At 36.2% G+C, this 18,856-nt stretch carries 17 protein-coding genes; 2 read left to right on the forward strand and 15 right to left on the reverse strand.

Translation table 11 applies throughout. The annotated features are described in order from the left end of the window. Position 1: 1 nt before the first annotated feature. The 13 genes from FHY60_RS11655 to FHY60_RS11715 all read right to left on the reverse strand — a co-directional run bounded on the left by FHY60_RS11655 (position 2) and on the right by FHY60_RS11715 (position 13,114). On the reverse strand, positions 2-1,384 hold the full coding sequence (locus tag FHY60_RS11655) for a V-type ATP synthase subunit B (protein ID WP_139905209.1): 1,383 nt from the start codon (positions 1,382-1,384) through the stop codon (positions 2-4). Continuing rightward, positions 1,377-3,149, reverse strand: coding sequence for a V-type ATP synthase subunit A (locus tag FHY60_RS11660; protein ID WP_139905210.1), 1,773 nt, complete (start codon positions 3,147-3,149; stop codon positions 1,377-1,379). The genes FHY60_RS11655 and FHY60_RS11660 overlap by 8 nt, the downstream gene beginning before the upstream one ends. Positions 3,150-3,210: 61 nt before the next feature. Beyond that, the gene (locus tag FHY60_RS11665) at positions 3,211-3,531 is read right to left on the reverse strand and encodes a V-type ATP synthase subunit F (RefSeq protein WP_139905211.1); all 321 of its coding nucleotides are present in this window, start codon (positions 3,529-3,531) and stop codon (positions 3,211-3,213) included. Continuing rightward, positions 3,524-4,525 carry a V-type ATP synthase subunit C gene (locus tag FHY60_RS11670; RefSeq protein WP_139905212.1) on the reverse strand — a complete coding sequence of 334 codons (1,002 nt, stop codon included), beginning with the start codon at positions 4,523-4,525 and terminating at the stop codon, positions 3,524-3,526. Before FHY60_RS11670 ends, FHY60_RS11665 begins: the two co-directional genes overlap by 8 nt. 44 nt (positions 4,526-4,569) lie before the next feature. Beyond that, the gene (locus FHY60_RS11675; protein WP_139905213.1) at positions 4,570-5,169 is read right to left on the reverse strand and encodes a V-type ATP synthase subunit E; all 600 of its coding nucleotides are present in this window, start codon (positions 5,167-5,169) and stop codon (positions 4,570-4,572) included. A 34-nt stretch (positions 5,170-5,203) separates the two neighbouring features. Beyond that, the gene (locus FHY60_RS11680; protein ID WP_139905214.1) at positions 5,204-5,686 is read right to left on the reverse strand and encodes a V-type ATP synthase subunit K; all 483 of its coding nucleotides are present in this window, start codon (positions 5,684-5,686) and stop codon (positions 5,204-5,206) included. A 14-nt stretch (positions 5,687-5,700) separates the two neighbouring features. Continuing rightward, the gene (locus tag FHY60_RS11685; protein ID WP_139905215.1) at positions 5,701-7,665 is read right to left on the reverse strand and encodes a V-type ATP synthase subunit I; all 1,965 of its coding nucleotides are present in this window, start codon (positions 7,663-7,665) and stop codon (positions 5,701-5,703) included. After that, positions 7,652-7,978: an ATPase gene (locus FHY60_RS11690; protein WP_139905216.1), complete on the reverse strand. Its 327-nt coding sequence runs from the start codon at positions 7,976-7,978 to the stop codon at positions 7,652-7,654. The genes FHY60_RS11685 and FHY60_RS11690 overlap by 14 nt, the downstream gene beginning before the upstream one ends. Positions 7,979-8,126: 148 nt before the next feature. Next, positions 8,127-9,812, reverse strand: coding sequence for a B12-binding domain-containing radical SAM protein (locus tag FHY60_RS11695; RefSeq protein ID WP_139905217.1), 1,686 nt, complete (start codon positions 9,810-9,812; stop codon positions 8,127-8,129). Further along, positions 9,781-10,365 carry a hypothetical protein gene (locus tag FHY60_RS11700; protein ID WP_139905218.1) on the reverse strand — a complete coding sequence of 195 codons (585 nt, stop codon included), beginning with the start codon at positions 10,363-10,365 and terminating at the stop codon, positions 9,781-9,783. Before FHY60_RS11700 ends, FHY60_RS11695 begins: the two co-directional genes overlap by 32 nt. 112 nt (positions 10,366-10,477) lie before the next feature. Continuing rightward, complete coding sequence (locus FHY60_RS11705; protein ID WP_139905219.1) at positions 10,478-11,188, reverse strand: zinc dependent phospholipase C family protein; 711 nt, start codon at positions 11,186-11,188, stop codon at positions 10,478-10,480. Positions 11,189-11,204: 16 nt separating this feature from the next. Further along, positions 11,205-12,497 carry a hypothetical protein gene (locus tag FHY60_RS11710; protein WP_139905220.1) on the reverse strand — a complete coding sequence of 431 codons (1,293 nt, stop codon included), beginning with the start codon at positions 12,495-12,497 and terminating at the stop codon, positions 11,205-11,207. 95 nt (positions 12,498-12,592) lie between these two features. Continuing rightward, positions 12,593-13,114, reverse strand: a complete 522-nt coding sequence (locus tag FHY60_RS11715) for a hypothetical protein (RefSeq protein WP_139905221.1) — start codon at positions 13,112-13,114, stop codon at positions 12,593-12,595. 141 nt (positions 13,115-13,255) lie between these two features. On the opposite strand from FHY60_RS11715, the gene FHY60_RS11720 reads away from it, so the two are divergent. Together FHY60_RS11720 and spoVB are read left to right on the forward strand one after the other, a co-directional pair. Then, a complete protein-coding gene (locus FHY60_RS11720; RefSeq protein ID WP_139905222.1) occupies positions 13,256-14,371 on the forward strand; it encodes an aminopeptidase in 1,116 nt (371 codons plus the stop codon). A gap of 293 nt (positions 14,372-14,664) precedes the next feature. Then, on the forward strand, positions 14,665-16,173 hold the full coding sequence (gene spoVB, locus FHY60_RS11725; protein ID WP_139905223.1) for a stage V sporulation protein B: 1,509 nt from the start codon (positions 14,665-14,667) through the stop codon (positions 16,171-16,173). Here the strand turns inward: spoVB and FHY60_RS11730 are convergent, their stop codons facing one another. Both FHY60_RS11730 and FHY60_RS11735 read right to left on the reverse strand, forming a co-directional pair. Continuing rightward, positions 16,174-17,784 (reverse strand): putative polysaccharide biosynthesis protein, encoded by a 1,611-nt coding sequence (locus FHY60_RS11730; protein WP_139905224.1) that lies wholly within the window; start codon positions 17,782-17,784, stop codon positions 16,174-16,176. It abuts the gene before it with no gap. A gap of 100 nt (positions 17,785-17,884) precedes the next feature. Beyond that, positions 17,885-18,838, reverse strand: a complete 954-nt coding sequence (locus FHY60_RS11735; protein WP_139905225.1) for an RluA family pseudouridine synthase — start codon at positions 18,836-18,838, stop codon at positions 17,885-17,887. Between the last annotated feature and the right edge of the window lie 18 nt (positions 18,839-18,856).

Genomic DNA, 18,856 nt, shown 5'->3' on the forward strand with positions numbered 1-18,856 from the left:
CTTAATCATCCTCTCTCTTGGGCAGGTACTTTTCCAGATACTCATCTCTGATTCTCTTAAGCTCAGTCTTTGGAAGTATGGATAGGAGCTTCCATCCAAGATTTAAAGTTTCCTCAATGGTTCTGTTTGTTGTAAAGCCCTGAGAAACATATTCCTTTTCAAAACCTTCGGCAAATTTCGCATAGAGCTTATCAGTGTCTGAAAGTGCTGATTCTCCAAGGATTGCTGCCAATTCCTTTGCCTGCTTACCTTGAGCATAGGCTGAGAACAGCTGATTCATAGTATCTGCATGATCTTCTCTGGTTTTTCCCTTTCCTATACCTTTGTCCTTAAGTCTTGATAGGGATGGCAGAACATCTATTGGAGGCATAACCCCTTTTCTGTAAAGTTCTCTGCTTAGGATTATCTGTCCTTCAGTTATATAACCGGTAAGGTCAGGAATAGGATGAGTTTTATCGTCCTCAGGCATTGTCAGGATTGGTATCTGTGTAATAGATCCTTCTTTTCCTCTGATTCGTCCTGCTCTTTCGTATAGGTTAGCAAGGTCTGTATATAGATATCCAGGGTAACCTCTTCTGCCCGGAACTTCCTTTCTTGCTGCTGATACCTGTCGTAGGGCTTCTGCATAGTTAGTCATGTCTGTCATGATAACCAGAACATGCATCCCCTTTTGGTATGCCAAGAATTCAGCTGTAGTTAGGGCCATTCTTGGGGTTGATATTCTTTCAACTGCCGGGTCATTGGCAAGGTTCATAAACATTACTGTCCTGTCAATGGCTCCGGTCTTTGTGAAGTCATCTATAAAGAACTGGGCTTCTTCAAACGTAATACCTATGGCAGCAAACACAACGGCGAACTTTGAATCTGAGTTCAGAACTCTTGCCTGTCTTGTTATTTGTGCTGCTAATTCGGCGTGAGGCAGTCCGGATCCGGAGAACACCGGAAGCTTTTGTCCTCTAACCAATGTGTTTAGTCCGTCAATAGCGGAAATTCCTGTTTGTATAAACTCATTAGGATAGTCTCTTGAAACAGGATTCATAGGTACACCGTTGATATCTGATTTAGTCTCTGGTATAAGCATTGGACCGTCGTCCTTTGGTCTTCCCAATCCGTCAAATACTCTTCCCAGCATATCTTCTGAAAGAGATATTTCAAGAGGTCTTCCTAAAAATCTTGCTTTACTGTCCCTTAGATTTATACCTGCAGGGCCTTCAAAAAGCTGCACAACAGCCTTATCTTCATTTATTTCAAGCACTCTGCCTCGGCGGATTTCTCCGTTAAGAAGCTCTATTTCAACTAATTCCTCGTACTTAGCACCTTCTACCTGTTCAACTACCATCAGTGGGCCAACTACTTCTTTAATGGTTCTGTACTCCTTAAGCATTTACTATACCTCCTTCACTGATTAGTCTGTCTATAGCTGCCTTGATTTCCTCAGCAATAGCGTCCATTCTAGCTATATCAGCTTCAGGGATATATTTTGCTCTGGCTATTTTATCTCTTTCTTCCAATCCAAGTATCTTCTTCAAATATACTCCCGCATCAAGAGCTCTCTTTGCCTCATCCTCAAAGCTTAAAACAAGTTGCAGCATTTTATACTGCTTTGCAAAGGATGCATAGGAATCTACTTCGTGGAAAGCGTTCTGCTGCAGGTAATCTTCTCTGATGGACCTAGCAATTTCAAGCTTCAGCTGATCCCTTTCTGAGAGAGCATCATAACCTACAAGTCTTACAATTTCCTGTAACTCAGCTTCCTCTTGTAACATAGCCATAGCTCTTATTCTGAGCTTAGTCCAATTTTCTCCGACATTTTCATCCATCCAACCGCTTACTTTTTCTAAATAAAGAGAATAAGAGCTAAGCCAGTTGATTGCAGGGAAATGTCTTCTGTAGGCAAGCTGTGAATCCAAGCCCCAGAATACCTTAACAATTCTTAAGGTTGACTGAGTTACCGGTTCAGATAGGTCTCCTCCCGGAGGTGATACTGCGCCTATAGCTGTCAGTGCTCCTTCTCTTCCATCTTCTCCAAGACATATAACCTTACCTGCTCTTTCATAGAACTCAGCCAGTCGTGAACCAAGATATGCAGGGTATCCTTCTTCACCGGGCATTTCTTCCAGTCTTCCGGACATTTCTCTAAGCGCTTCTGCCCACCTTGAAGTAGAGTCTGCCATTAGAGCTACAGAATATCCCATATCTCTGAAATACTCAGCTATGGTTATACCTGTATAAATTGAGGCTTCTCTAGCTGCCACCGGCATATTAGAAGTGTTTGCTATAAGCACTGTCCTCTTCATTAAGGATTCTCCGGTCTTTGGGTCCTTCAATTCCGGGAATTCATTTAAAACGTCAGTCATTTCATTTCCACGTTCACCGCAGCCAACGTAAACAACTATTTCAACATCAGCCCATTTTGCAAGCTGGTGCTGAACTACGGTCTTACCGCTTCCGAAGGGTCCCGGAACACAGGCAGTTCCTCCTTTTGTTACTGGGAAAAAGGTATCTATTACTCTCTGTCCAGTTACCATAGGACCTACCGGATTTAACTTCTGCTTAACCGGTCTTCCCCTTCTAACCGGCCACTTTTGCATCAAAGTAATTTCTTTTGCTCCCTTTGAAGTTTTTACTTCCGCGACCTTATCCACTACGGTATAGTCACCTTCCTGAATGTAAGTAAGTTCTCCTTCAATACCGTAAGGAACCATTATTCTATGCTCAATTACAGTTGTTTCTTGAACCACTCCGATTATATCTCCGGCAGATACTTTATCTCCCACCTTTTTTGTAGGAGTAAAATGCCATACCTTCTCTCTGTCCAACGGATTAACCTCAACACCTCTGTCCAGCCAATCTCCCCTTTGGTCTCTTATGGCATTAAGAGGCCTTTGTATTCCATCAAACATAGCTTCTAAAAGTCCTGGTCCAAGTTCCACACTTAGTGGTTCTCCGGTAGTGTAAACCGGTTCTCCAGGTCCAAGACCTACAGTTTCTTCATATACCTGAATGGAAGCTCTATCGCCTCGCATTTCTATTATTTCACCAATAAGACGTTTATCACTTACTCTGACAACGTCATATACACTTGCATCTTCCATGCCCTCTGCAACTACAAGAGGACCTGAAACCTTGACTATTCTCCCTGTCTTCAAGTTACCTACCTACCTTCCTTTATTAATTGACAATTGTCAAATTTCAATTATCAATTGAAATTTACTGATTATTGTCAAGTATATTTACACCTACTGCTTTTTCAACATTGTCTCTTATTCTTTGTAATCCAATATTAAGGCTTCCTTGATTACTTGGAATTAGTATTATTGAAGGCAGCATAGATCTATTGTATCTTGCTATTGTTTCCTCAATATCCTTTGCAGCCTGTTCTGTTATAAATATTACTGCATAGTTACTGGCTGCTAAACGGTCTACGGTTTTCCTAGCGTCTTCTTCGCCGTATACCGGAAATACTTCTATTCCTAATGCTTTGAAGGCTAATACGGAATCCTTATCTCCAACAACAGCTATCTTATACATAGTTATCACGCAGCCTTTCCCTAATCAATTCAGCATCCATTGCATTAATTTTTCCTACCATAATTATTCTGATAAGCTTTATTTCATTTTCCTTTGCAAAGAGATATGCAATAACCGGCTCCGGCCCAAAGCTTACATATTTTGCATCTTTCATCATTTTCATAATATAATCATCGGTTAGCTTTTCTAAACTATTTAAGGAACCAGTTTTCAGGTATTCCTCAACTCCAGCTCTCAATGGTTCAACATAATCTGTGTAGGAAAGTCTCCCTGGTATGCTCTCTACTGTATCCATCAATAAGGATATAAGCCTATCCTTGTCGATGTTTCCCCCATCAATAAGTACTGAAACTAAAAAGTCTCTTCCCTTATTTTGCTTTTTCACCCTAATGAGAGATTTTATGTTTGTTAAATCAATTTGGAACTTTACATAACGTTCTACGAAGCTATTATCAATTTCCTTAACTAAAGATAGTATATGTCTGAACATATATCTGTCAATAATTAAATCAATCCTTTGAGGATCCTTAGTATTTTCAAAATCCTTTTGTGCTTCCTCTATGGCATCTCTCATAATGGCCGGTAAATCACTATAGTTATCATTTCTTATGGCATTCTTTAGTTTTTCTGCCTCAAGCATCCCTACAGGAACTAAAAGTTGTGAGAAATCCTCCTTTAAAGCCTTAGCCTTAATCAACACCTTTATATTGTGATAATCGTATCTTATACTCATAACATCTACTACGGACTTTACGGGACTGATATCATATAGGAGCTTATAAACTCTTTTCAGTTCTTCGCTTAACATTTCTTCATAGTCCTCAGCCCTTTTTACATGAGACATATGAGCAGCATACTCAGTTTCCTGCAGTACCTTTACTGCATCCCATGCACTATTACTGTCTATCATTCTATCTAACTTAGCTTTATCCAGTAATCGGGTTTCCAGAACTCTGAGCCTAGGTATAACATTGGTAAAAACCATATTATTCATTTACTGCCCCTCCTCTGCTACTGAAAGAACATACATAGTAGTTCTTAACTAAATAATATATTTGCTACCTCGTTTACTAAATCGTCCTTTAAAGAGTCTAATAAGGCTTCGATGGTATAGTTTATTTCTATACCACCATTTTCAACTATAAAGCCTCCGGAAAAGTCTCCATAATTGGAACTTAGCTTGAGGTTACCTGCTTTACCTTCAGAGCTTAATATACTATTTATACCTGCTAGGAAGGCTTCATCAATTTTGTTAATGTCTTGCTTTGAAATCCTAATGGTCTCATTGCCCTTTAAATCTAGTGCAATTAAGCTGTTTTTAATAAAGCTTAAATATCGATCCTGAGGAAGAGTCTTCATACTTTCCAGTGCTTGGTCAAAGACCTTTGAAATAATCTCCTGCTTTGCAGCAAGTTTTCTATTTCTAGCCTCTAGGGTAGCAGAGGAAATCACTCTCTCTTTCTTTAATACTGCTTCTGACTTTGCCTTAGTAATCTTTTCCGCTTTTTCCGCTTCAGCAGCGGCTATTCGTTTTGCAACTATGGCCTTCTCCTCTTCAGCAGCGGACTGCAGAATCTCCTGCACTTGTCGTTCTGCATCCTTTATTATCTTATCTATAAGAACATTTATATCAGACATTGCTTCACATCCTTAAATTTGTTTACCTCATTTATTAGAAGTTTCCTTGGAATACTAAAAGTATTGATGCAACGAAGCCTAAAAGTGCATAAGTTTCAACCATAGCTGCGTAAATAATACCCTTTGTATTATGTTCTGGTCTCTTTGCTAGAATTGCTATACCAGCTGCAGCTGCCTTTCCTTGAGCTATAGCAGACCATAAACCGGCAATTGCTATTGGAAGACATGCTATAAGATAATAAGCCCCTGCTTGTAGTGACATATTAAAATCCAATCTTCCCAAAACTAGCAAGCCAATAACAAAACCGTATAGCCCCTGTGTACCTGGTAGCAATTCTAGTACAAGTGATTTACCGAACTTTTCCGGCTGTTCAGTCATTAGTCCTGCAGCAGCTTGACCTACTATACCTACACCCTTTGCTGATCCAACACCTGCCATACCTACTGCAAGTGCTATACCTAAAGCTCCCAATATAAATCCACCATTATTTTCTACTAAAAATTGAATGAATGTCATTTCTGTTTCCTCCTCTAATCTCTTTTAATTTGTACATAGTTATTAATCATTTTAAAAGGTGAAAATGCTCTTCCTCCACCTTCATAAAACTTTGAAAAGTATTCAACATATTGTAGTCTGCAAGTATGAACATATGCACCCAGCAGTGATAAGAATATGTTAAATATATGGAACAATATAAATAAAATTGGACCTAAAACTAATATAGCCCAGCCAGGGAACATTCTTATGATAAGGTTAAGTGCGTTTGCCAACTGTCCTCCTGCAAGTCCTAAGGCCATTAGTCTTGTATATGATACTAAATCACCGATATATGAAGTAACACCATATAAAGCATATAAGCCTGATCCTATTCGTACCCCGTAATTTTTTATATGTCTTCCCGAAAATAGAACTATGAGCAGCATACCTGCAATCATGGCATACTTTCCGCCATTTATAGCTGCAGCTGAAAGGCCTATCATGCTACCGCCTAAGAAAAGACCTCCACCTATCAAGGTAATAATCCAAGAAGCTACATCATAGATAGCACCAAGAATATCTCCATTTCTAATAAGCATATAAGCCTTTATACCAAGTCCAAAGAATATTTGAACTACTCCCATTCCTACTGACAATATCAATACTTTAGTGATATCATTTATCGGATCTATAATTGGCGTTAATTTAATAATATCTCCAAAGAAAGAGCCAAATATTACTCCGAAGACCATAGTAGGAATACTGAGCCAAAAGAAAAAGTCCATCATATTCTTTTTGCCCTCATCCAGATTAAACAATGCTTTTATTAGCAGGGTTCCAAGGAATATCAAGGCTCCGTAACCAGCATCGGCAACCATCATACCAAAGAATACCAAGTAAAAAGGTGCCAGAAGTGGGGTTGGGTCAATTTCATTATATCTTGGCATACTATACATCTCTGTGATATTCTCAAAATTTTTCGCTACTAAGTTATTTTTTAATTTTATTGGAACATCTTCAATGTCTTTCTCTTCTACCTCTTCAAAGGCTAGATAGTAGTTATCACCCAAAGCCTCTTTAATAACTCTCTCTAATTCTTCATTGCTTTCAGCGGTATTCCATCCGGCTATTGCTACAACCCTTCCGGTTTTTAAGAAGTTTTTAGGTGCCTCCATACGCAGCAGAATACTTGAATAATAATCATAAGCCATTTCGAAAATAGCTAATTTATCTTCATAGGCCTTAACCTCTTCTACTATTTTCGATTTTTCTTCTGTTAATGCTGAAATTTCATCCTCCAAACCAGAAATAACCTCAAGCGGACTAGCGGTGTAACTCACAGTTAACTGACTGAAGCCAAATCTCTTTAAGGTTTCCAATAACTCTTCTTTCTTTTCCTTATGAGCTACAACTATAAAATAAGTATTTTTATTATCTCTGTTGACTATCTCTGTATAAACTTGGCCTACAGTTTCTTTGAGTTCATTCAGCATAGGTTGCTCTGTTTCTTTTGCCACAGAACCTATAAAGATGCTAAAGTATTTTGTACTTTTCAAATCCTCAAAAGATACATCTAATGGGGACCAGGGTTGTAACCCCTCTATCTCCGTTTTATTCTTTGATATCTCGCTGTCAATAGCTGCTATCCTCTGGTCTTTTTCCTTTACCTCAGAATACAGTTCCAGCCAATTGCTGCTTTCTACTTTATTCTTAAGCTCGCTATAAGTCATCTCCCTTTTGCCTTCCTTAATTGCTTTTAAGGCAGACTTTGGCGGTACATAATTTCTAAGGAATTCAATAGCAAACTTTAGTTTTGAGAGATTTTCTTCATACTTAGTATAGTCGGAGAGAACAGCATCTTTGTCTAAATCCTTCAGGTGTTGGTTTTCTTCGAGTAACTCCTCTCTTTGAAGGTTAATAAATTCAACACCTTCAAACTTCTGAAGTTCCTCCAGAATTTTATCTCTCATAGATTCAAAGGCAAGCAGAGTAAACTTATTCATTTTAACTATTGCCATCTGTCTTCACTATCCTCTCAATTACCATGTTTACAGCCTTACTTAGCTTATCGCAGGATAAATTTAATATTTCCTCAGCTTCCTTCCTACTTTTTTCTGCTATAGGTGTTACCTCCTGCTGTGCTTCTAAAAGTGCATCATCTATTATGCTTTTAGCTTCACTATTCGCTTCTGCCATTATTTTGTCATATTCCTCATTTGCCCTTTGCTCTGCCGCTTTAATAATTTCCTTTTTATTTGCTACAGCTTCGCTAATTATCAGGTCAGCTTTAGTTTCAGCCTCTTTTAGACTATTTATAACTTCTAGTGCCAATATATCACCACCTTTTCCTAGTTTGTTATTAAAATATAACATTTAATACTTAAAACAGTATTAAATACAATTTAATGTTTAGGTATATTATAATGTATTTAATAGTAAAGTTTCAACACTAATATATGTAAAGCATATCAACTAATAATCAGATTCCTGAAAAATAAATGGTTTTCACTGGTGTTTTTTCATTGGCGTACACTAAATAACATTTCCTTTTAAATATAGCATTATCACCAACAAACCTATCAATATCTATGTCATATCCCTCTATGTATACTCCTTTGGTTGTAGTTATATTGTACTTGTCTATGAGCATCTGCTTGATTTTCTTTTCCTCTTCTTTTGAAATCTTTCTATCTAAAAAATCAGGAATCCAATTCTTTTTATTTGAACTTAAGTAATCATATTTTATAATATCCTTTAATACAGCACTATCTTTTCCAATAAATTTTTCATTAAAATCAATGAAAATTCTATAGTATTCTACGCCGGAAATATTCCTATCAAAGTATCCCTCTGAATCAAAAAATTCCGATAGCTTATGAAAGAAGTCAAAAGCAGTCTCAAAATCAGGAATTAAGTACTTTAATACGTTATCAAAATTTCCGCTGTTATAGTATTTAGCCACCATCTCTTCTATTTTTTTTAACACCAGCAATTCCTCATAAGAGATATCTTTGTTTTTTAGAATCTCATAGGGTGGATATGGTGAATAAACCATTCCCCACTTTAATTCCTCTTCTCTCATTAAGGATCCTTTCAAAAGCTTTAAAAAGCCTAGCTGTATTTCATGAGGCCCCATTGAATATACCTCATTAAAGGATTTTTTAAAGGAAGTAAAATCCTCTTCAGGTAAACCGGCGATTAAGTCTAAGTGAAGCTTGATATTATCGGCAGCCTTCAGTTTTTTTACATTATCAGCTAATTTCTCAAGATTCATTGTCCTGTCTATATTTCTAATAACTTTTTCATTTGTGGTCTGAACTCCGATTTCAAATTGAAACCGTCCCTTAGGTGCAGAAACTAATATTTCTATATCCTCATCTGTAAGTAAATCAGCTGATATTTCAAAATGAAAGCAAGTGTCTGTATCCTGTTCCTTTAGAAAATTCCATATTTCTCTTGCGTAACCCCTATTGGCATTAAAGGTTCTGTCAACAAATTTCACCAGTGAAATCCCTCTTTTCATCAGAATACTTAGCTCACTTTTAACCACTTCTATATCCCTAAATCTTACTCCATCTATGGTTGAAGAAAGGCAATACTTACACCTAAAGGGGCATCCTCTTGCAGCTTCATAGTATATTATTTTATTTTTAAAGTTATCTTCATCTCTATAGGGAAATCTCAATTGATTTATGTCAATTAAATTTCTGTGAAGTGGTGTGTTAATCTGTCCCTTTGAATCTTTATACCATAGTCCCCTAATACCTTCCAAAACTCTCTGGCCAAGCTTATATTGGAGGAACTCACGAAAGGTCTCCTCACCTTCCCCTTCAATTACATAGTCTCCTTCATTGCTTTGGAGGAATTCCTCTGCATCATAAGAAACCTCCGGCCCTCCATACAAGATCTCTATATTTTCATTCACTCTTTTTATGAGCCTAGATAACTTTTCTACTATATCAATGTTCCATATATAGCAAGAAAATCCAATAACGTCGGGCTTTTCCTTCAATATACTTTCTAAGATGTTTTCTAGACTGTCATTTATGGAAAACTCCTTTATAGTGCATTGATAATCTACGTCCTGTGTAAAATGTTTTAAGTATCTTACGGCCAAATTTGTATGTACATATTTAGCATTCAATGCAATCAATACTACTTTCATCCTTCTTTTTTCCTCTCCTGGTATTCTTTCTTTTAGCTCTTAAGAAGAAAATTTCTTTACCTTGTTTTTCTTCTGTTACCTCAAAATAAGGGTTTATAATTTTCTTCACCTGTGATAGGCTTAACTGCTTTATAGGGTTAAAGTTATTAATTTTAATTGTCTGTGTCTCATTTTCGCTTAGTAACACCTCCACCCGAAGGTCTACTAGTCTGCCCATGGCCTTGTTTATATCCCAAATTATTATTTCTCCACAGTCCCTAATGTACTTATAAAGTTCTTTAATTAATTTTCGTCTTTTTCCGGCACTACTTAAGGGACTTAAGGTAAAAAACAACACAGCGGTGTGATAATATTCTCTTTCAATAAGATCTTTCTCCTCATCCATTAGGTATTCTACAGCCACTTCATCATCATTTTGTCTGCAGATTTTGTAAATTATACCATAGTTCTTTACGCCAATATCAATAACATCCCCTTTAAGTTTCAAATTCTGCATATCGATTTGTACAGTATCCTTGATCTTATTGCCACTGAAAGCATCTTTAATACTCATTATTTTCAACCACCTTTTTAATAATTATCCGAATTATCAGATTGTAAATACTTATCAATCAACTTTAATTCAACAAAAGAAAAAAGAATTCCTCCATTTTATGGAAGAATCCCTATTTTTTATATTTTATAACTTCATCATAAAAATCCAGCATGAGCCCTGCGGTGGTTCTCTGAGCTTCATGTATAATCTCCGTGGTCAATTTTTTGAACCTCTCTTCAAGCTCATATATCACTTCGTATTTTTCATGTGCTCTAGTTGCCATTTTTGCATTATTAATTATATATTCATCAAGAGCGCCATATCTCTTAATGCCATATTCTGCTTCAAAGGAGTAGTCTGACATAAGCCTGGCAATTATCCAAAGCTCAAATCTGCGATGGCTTTTAAGCAGCTTGTTGCTTACATGATGTGGAACAGTGACATCCTGTACTAAGTGGCATGCAGCCCCGAAATAAAAAACTGCCTTTTCTAGCTCTCCATTTTTCAGTAGGGTTACTGCCTTCTTGTAGTATTTTACAAACTCCGTCAGTGCATCTGAAAAGCCATATAGTCCCCTGGATTTTTCAGCATGAAAAAAGTGATTTGAACTTTTCAGGTCCTGGTCTGCCCAAGTTACCCCAAGATTAAGAGGTTTTATATGCTCTCTGTAGAATTTATATTGCTCCACTTGATTTTCATTCTTTAGTATATCAATTGCTCTCATATTAATATATTTATGAACGGTACAGTGGGTTTTTAGCATCACCTTTTTTACAGGATTAACTGCAAACATCAATCCTTGCAGAGTCCTTCCATAGGTTGTTTCTATTTTATTCTTCATAAATTGGATTTCTCCTTTATTCTATTTGACTCTTAAGTCTCCAAATGATAAGTACCGCTAAAACTGTTACCAATCCTGTAACAAAAATTAAAATGATTTTACCATTGCCTTCAACAGGACTGATATTCTGGCCAAATTGAAGCAGCAGTCCTTCATTTTCTTCTAAAATCAACAAACTGTTGCCAATTATTTTAAGGTCTTTTATTTTATAGGCCTTATCCAACTTTATCTTTTGCTCAACTATTCCTTTGTTATCTAAAGCATATATTATATTATCCAAATTATCATAGAAATATATACAGTCCTTTTTGCCTAAGACTCCCTGCTTATCAACGACTAATGCAGACAGACTACTTAGTGTCTTATGTTGATATATAGGAGCCGGCGGATTATTTGACGGATGATTTTGAAGCAAAAATTGAAGCCTTTCGCTATTGCTCCCTTTAAATCTTGGACTGGTTATGGGATCTCCTCCGCTGAAATCAGGCCACCCATACCATACATCTGCTTTAAGCTCATATATGTAATCCACATCTCCCTTAACTGCTCTATCTCCACGTGGTTCCATCCCTCCAACTGCTGCATATATTTTACCTTTACTGTCAAAGTCCATACCCTTTACATTTCTTATTCCCCAGCAAAACAATGAATTTTGATTTTCATTAAGACTATATACCATTACCGATGCATTTCCCGGCAAGTGTCCTGATACTTTCTGCCCAGGAAGACTTTTTGTGTTATAGGGAAGGAAGGCTCCGGTCTTACCGTTGATATTTTCTGCTAAGCTAATATTTTTAGGCGAAATATCGTGATTAAAGGGATATGTATCCTTCCAAGCATTGTCATCTCCTACAATTCCGGAATTTGTGGCTGCTCCAATGGCTATGTATATTTTATCATCCTTTACCATCAGCTTGCAATCTGGATAGTCTCCAAAATTAGGCAATCTTTTGATTAATTCTACCATCTCTTTTGTTTGTATATCCAAAGCTGAAAAGGTGGAATTATTAATAAGGTATATCTTGTCCTTATAATACTCTATAGACCTTATGTCTGCAGTTCTGTCCTCAAAGAATGTGTAGCTCTTACCGCTTTTTTCAATTATCTGTATCTTATTTTTAAAAGCAATGAATATATCTTCACTCTTTATTGTAAAATCTCTAGAATCTCTAAACCCACCAGCCAAAACACTATAATTAGCCTTGCTGTCGCCGTTAAAAAATTTTCCTCCGCCAGTAAAGCTACCACCTGAAAAATATGAAGAGCCTAAAAATAACAAGGCTAATATAATATAAATTTCCTTCTTCATTTTTCCTCCAAATTAAAATACTCTACATAAACATATATATTTTAAATTCTTTCTATTAATGAGTTATAATAAAAAAAACTGCATAGATTGCAGTTTTATAATATATATCCCTTCAAAAATTCTATTACATTTTTGTAGCCATGATAAGTATTAGTATTTTTCATGAATACCTTAACTTTTTCATTAGATAATATGACATTCATACCGTTCTTTATCTTTTCAGTTTTTACCAGGTAACCTTCAGCATAATGGCCATCAACTTTATAATCATGAATATATATACTTTTTTCGTAAAGATCAATAACCAGGATTTTGCCCTTTTTTGTTTTATCAATATTAACAAGCGTTCCATCCTTTAAAGTATATACTTTTAATGGCTTGAGACTGCCATCTGGATTATAGCCTTTAAATGCAAAATATTTCTCTTCTATAGAGTTACTTTTTACATCGGATATTAATATATTTATATTAAAATCATTATTATCTAATTCAGATTTCTTTTTTAAATTTTCTCTTATATTAGAGCATACCTTTAAAGCACTATTAACCTTTAGCTTAAAGATCTGCTTACCTAAGAATGACTCATTTGAACAAAAGGTTATAGTCTCATTTAGCACTATTAACGCCCTTCCTTTCTATATATTCCCCCAAAAATCGAGTGTTTTCTACCTAACGAGAATTATACTATATAAGATAAAACATTGTCAATTTATTATAAATATCTTATAATTGAGGAAACTATTTTGGGAGGTATCAACATGAAAGATGCAAGGATGTTGCAATTAGCAAAAAACTTAGTCAACTACTCCTGTGAAGTTAAAAAGGGAGAAAAAGTATTAATTGAGGCCTATGATTTGGATGAAGCCTTTGTTGCAGAACTTGTAAAGCAAGTTTATTTAACCGGGGGTATACCATTTGTTACCATCAAACAAAATGCAGTTAATCGATCAATATATATGGGATGCACTGAAGAACAGTTGAAACTTATGGCTAAATATGAGGCACAAAGAATGTCAGAAATGGATGTTTACATAGGTGTAAGAGGCGGCAATAACTCTTCTCAGCTTTCTGATGTGCCAGGAGAAAAAATGTCCCTATATCAAAAGTATTTCTGGGCAACTGTTCACGGTGAAATTAGAGTTCCCAAAACAAGATGGGTTGTTTTGAGATATCCAACTGCATCCATGGCACAATCAGCCTCTATGAGTACTGAAGGCTTTGAAGATTTCTATTTCAATGTATGTAATTTGGATTACAGCAAAATGTCCAAGGCTATGGACGCCCTTGTAGACATAATTAACAGGACAGATAAGGTTCATATAAAGGGTGAAGGTACAGATTTAACCTTTTCCATTAAAGGCATGCATGGAATAAAATGTGACGGAAAGGTTAATATTCCGGATGGAGAAGTATATACTGCTCCTGTAAGAGATTCCGTTAACGGATATATTACCTACAATACACCTGCTGTATATGAAGGTTTTACTTATGAAAACATCAGACTGGAATTTAAGGACGGAAAAATCATCAAAGCTACTGCCAACGATACCGAAAGAATTAATAAGGTATTTGACACAGATGAAGGTGCAAGATATGTAGGAGAATTTGCCATAGGGGTGAATCCCTATATTCTATACCCAATGAAAGATACTCTCTTTGATGAAAAGATTGCCGGTTCTATTCACTTTACTCCGGGAAAATCCTACGAGGATTGTTTTAACGGAAATGTATCCGCTATTCACTGGGATTTAGTTTATATCCAAAGACCGGAATATGGTGGTGGAGAAATCTACTTCGATGATGTGCTGATTAGAAAAGACGGGATATTTGTAATTGATGAGCTTAAGCAGTTAAACCCAGAAAACCTAAAATAATAGACAATGGACAATTGACAATTGAAGACGATTTAGTACAGATTCGCTTTGCTAAATCTTTTATTATATAAAATTTTAGAGATTCAGCTCTGCTGGGTCTCTTCCTTCATTGTACATCGCAACTGTCAATTGTCAAATTAATAATATCGTGTTGTCCCTCGAAAAATCATTAATACAGCAATAGTTTTTAATGTGCATATATTCTCTAGCTCCCGAATAAATATAATTGACAATACTTGTTAAGGGAGTGAGACTGCTGCCCCAATAAATATTAATTGTTGGTGCTTTTTATTATGAAGCGGGATTCTTTTATAGCTAACACTATCTTACTAACTCTTTCAAACCTTACCACCGGTGTTCTAGGTTTTATATTTTCCATTATGCTTTCGAGACATCTGGGGGCAGAGGGCATGGGATTATACGGGCTGGTAATGCCAGTTTACAATTTATTTATTTGTTTGATATCTGGAGGTATAGTCACTGCTGTATCAAAAGTTGCAGCGGAGTACCATGCCAAGAATGATTTTAACAACTTAAGGAAAACCATTAAAACCACCCTTGCCTTTAACTTCATTTGGTCAGCTTTAGTTGTACTTTTGGTTTTTATCTTTTCTTATCAAATCAGTACATATTTTATTAAGGACAGCCGAACCCTTTATGCTCTGAGATTGACCTGTCCGGCCATGATTTTTATATCCTTTTCCAATACCTTAAAGGGTTACTTTTATGGCACTTCAAAGGTAGGGGTTCCTGCCTTCATAGATATATTTGAAAAGGCAGTAAGAATACTTATTATATATTTGTCTTCAATTTATATTGATGTAACTTCAGTTACCACCACAGTAACCGCAGCCTACGCAGCGCTTTGCATAGGTGAGCTGATTTCCTTTATTCTATTGTATATATACTATAAAATTGACGGAAGGAGGATTGGCTACTCATCCATCAGACCGGATGGAAGGGCTCAGCTGCTCTTTAACATACTGGTCATCTCACTTCCACTGTGCTTGAATGGATTTTTGTCTACTGCACTTTCAACTATATCCACCTTGATTGTACCTAGACGTTTATTGGCAGCAGGATTTGAGTATAAAGCTGCCTTATCAATGATAGGAAAGTTTTCAGGAATGGCTTTGAACATAGTCTTCTTCCCTACTATAGTCATAGGTTCTATCTCAACTATTTTAATTCCTGATCTTTCACAAAGTATGAGTAAGAAAGACTATTACGCCGTAGAGAGAAGAGTTTCTTCCGTACTTAGAATAGCTTTCCTTTTGGGGGTGTCCACCTTAATAATTGGCTTAATCGGCAGCGAAAGCTTAGGTAAAATGTTTTATAATCGTAATGATCTTGGAGCTTATATCAAATTTGCAGCTATATGTTGTCCTTTGTTCTTTACTGCATCCACTACTTATGGAATTTTGAACGGCTTAGGTAAGCAGAATATAATTTTGAGGAATTCCCTTATTGTATCAGCTATGGAGGTTATTTTACTTTACATACTTACAGCAATATCTTTCATAAATGTATACGGCTATGGAATCAGCTTAATCATTACCTCAACAGTAGCTCTTATTTTAAATCTCAGCGTCATTTGGAAGAGTATCGAAATTAACATTAACCCCATTAGGCTAATAATTTATATACTTATGGCCTTCCTACTGTACTACGTGATGAGTGTGGTGGCAGCCACCTTGCCAGGCAGTATGGAAACTGCTAAAATCATACTCGTTATAATAATCGGTTTTTCACTTCCCTTCTTGGCTAACTTTGCAATTATGTATTCAGAAAAGAGAGGATGATTATCTCATCCTCTCTTTCATAAAGTTTGGTATTATTTTTATAAATCTTGGTGACATTGCATCTAAATCCGATCTCTTTATCCCTCCTGATAAGATCAGTCCATAGGCATAGGCGAATGCCCCTATTAGCATTGATATGGCAATGGGCATGACATATTGAGCACTGGAATCTCCATTTATCATAAAGGTTTCCAAAGTAAAATATATCATGTATACTATTATCCCCATAAAGGCTGAAGTCACCAAGGGCTTTGCAGAATACCTAATCAAATCCAACTTGTATTTGGTCAGCCTTCTTATGTACCAGCTGTTCACCAGTAAAGGCACTGTAAAGCACACAATATTCCCCAGTACAGCTCCCAGGGTATTAATCTCTGTTATAGCAACAAGACTATAGCTTGTAATGATTTTCATCAAAATCCCCAGGGCCATGGAGGTTGTGACAATATAAAGCTTTCCTATGCTCTGCAGAATAGTTGTCTGTATTTGTACCACTGACATAAGTACTACTACCAAGCAGGAAAATTTCATTAAGTATTCTCCATTAACTGCATCAGGAAATAGTAGTGCAAAGATTGGTCTGCTCAAAACAGCAAGTCCAACAGCAGAAGGTATTGATATCATAAAACACAGTTTTAAGGCCTGATTTATCTTATCCTGAACCTTTCTTTTGTCATCAAGTGCTGCTGCCGCAGATATGGCAGGCAGTACCGCTGCACTTAAGGCAGATATTATGGTTATAGGAACATTTATTAAAGAGCTCATCTGTCCTAAAGTGGCGAACCTCTTATTTGCCTCTTTTTCCATAAATCCAGCTACTATTAATCTTGGTTTTATCAATGAATTGTCAATCAAAGTTCCCGCACTTTGAAGTCCCACAGAAATAGTTATAGGCACACCATAGTTAATCATTTTTCTGAAGATAGCCCGGTTGGAAAGTCTTTTAACCTCTGGTGATTGTGTACCTTTAGGAACTTTAAACTTTTTGTTTTTTCCGTATACATATATTAAATAGATGCAGGCAACTAAAGCTCCTAAACTCGTTCCCACGGTAGCACCGGCTACTCCTCCTTCCACAGTCTTTCTTATGAGCAATGCGGCAAAAATCAAGCTAAATACCGTATTTATAACCTGTTCAGCAATTTGAGAAATAGCTGTGGGTGTCATATTGCCACGGCCTTGAAAGTATCCCCTGTAGGCAGACATAATTGAAGTTATAAGAATTGTAGGTGATAGGACAATAATTGCCAACCTAGCCTTCTCTTGTTTAGCAGCTACAGTAATAGGACCAGCTAAAATAATCATAAGAATGGAGGCAGCAAATCCTAAAATTAAAAGAGTAGTTCTTGCAATTTTAAAAGTTTTTACTGCATCTTTATAATTGTGTTGAGCTATTAGTTCCGATACCATTTTTGAAATAGCAACAGGTATTCCTGAATTCGTTAATACATATAAAAAAAGAAATATCTGATATGTAAATTGGTAGAAGCCCATATTTTCCTGGCTTAATATTCGAGTTAAAAATGGCGCGTAGAACAGTGACAATACTTTCACAACCATTCCCGCAGCTGAAAGCACCGCAAAGCCCTTTGTTATAGATTGTTCTTTCATAAAGTTTCAAAACCTTTCACTCATAATAATTGACAGATGACAATTGACAATTATGGATGAAACTCAACAATTGTCAAATGTCAATTGTCAAATGTCAATTCTAAAACTTAAATACGTCCTTTTTAATTTTCTTGAATATCGGTGGTAAACTTTCTGCTATAGTCTTCTGCTCCATATATTTAAGCTTATCTGGACATTTTGTAAATACAACTTTAAAAGCATATAGAAATTGATAGTCTAAGCCAAACTTGTTGAAAAAAAATGAGTTCAGCTTTTTCTCACCATACTTTGTATCTCCTATGATAGGATTGCCAAGATACGCCAAATGAGCTCTTAGCTGATGACTTCTTCCTGTTAGCAAGTCAATTTCAATAAAGGAAAATAAGCCATTACTTTTAACTGTTTTAACTTCCATAGCTATTTTCTTGGAGTTTTTTACCGATGAGTCAAAAATTTTAGACACATTGTTTTCTTCATCCTTTATGATATAGGCCTCGTGAACTCCGTCCTTGATTCTTCCTTTCACAAGAGCACAGTAATACTTTTTAATATCTCTTTCTCTTATCATTTCATTCAACAGCTTCAAGGCTTCAAAATTCTTTCCATAAATCACAATCCCTGAAGTATTTCTGTCTAATCTATTACAAGGTGCAGGTGTAAAGGTAATTTCCGTATGGGGATCATAATCTCCTTTTTCACTTAAATAGGAAAGTACCATATCTGTAAGGGTGGGCTCTCCGTCCTTACTGTCAGAATGTACCAATAAATTAGGTCTCTTTTCCACCAAAAGCATGTTTTCATCTTCATAAGTTATTTTTAAATCAGCATCAATTTTTATAAAATCAGCTTTTTTAAGCTGCTGCGATGAAATGTTTATCAGAAGTTCATCTCCCTCTAACAATGAATATTTCTCCTTAGCCTTCTTCCCGTTAACCTTCACATCACCGGTTCTTATACTTCTAAAGATAGCACTTAAAGGTACGTCCTTTAAGTACTTTCTTAAAAATTTATCCAATCTCTGACCCGCTTCATTTGGTCCTATTATAATATTCATCCTTTGCCTCCTAAACTG

It is taken from the genome of Clostridium thermarum, from assembly GCF_006351925.1.
GTDB classification, from domain to species: Bacteria; Bacillota; Clostridia; order Clostridiales; family Clostridiaceae; genus Clostridium_AU; species Clostridium_AU thermarum.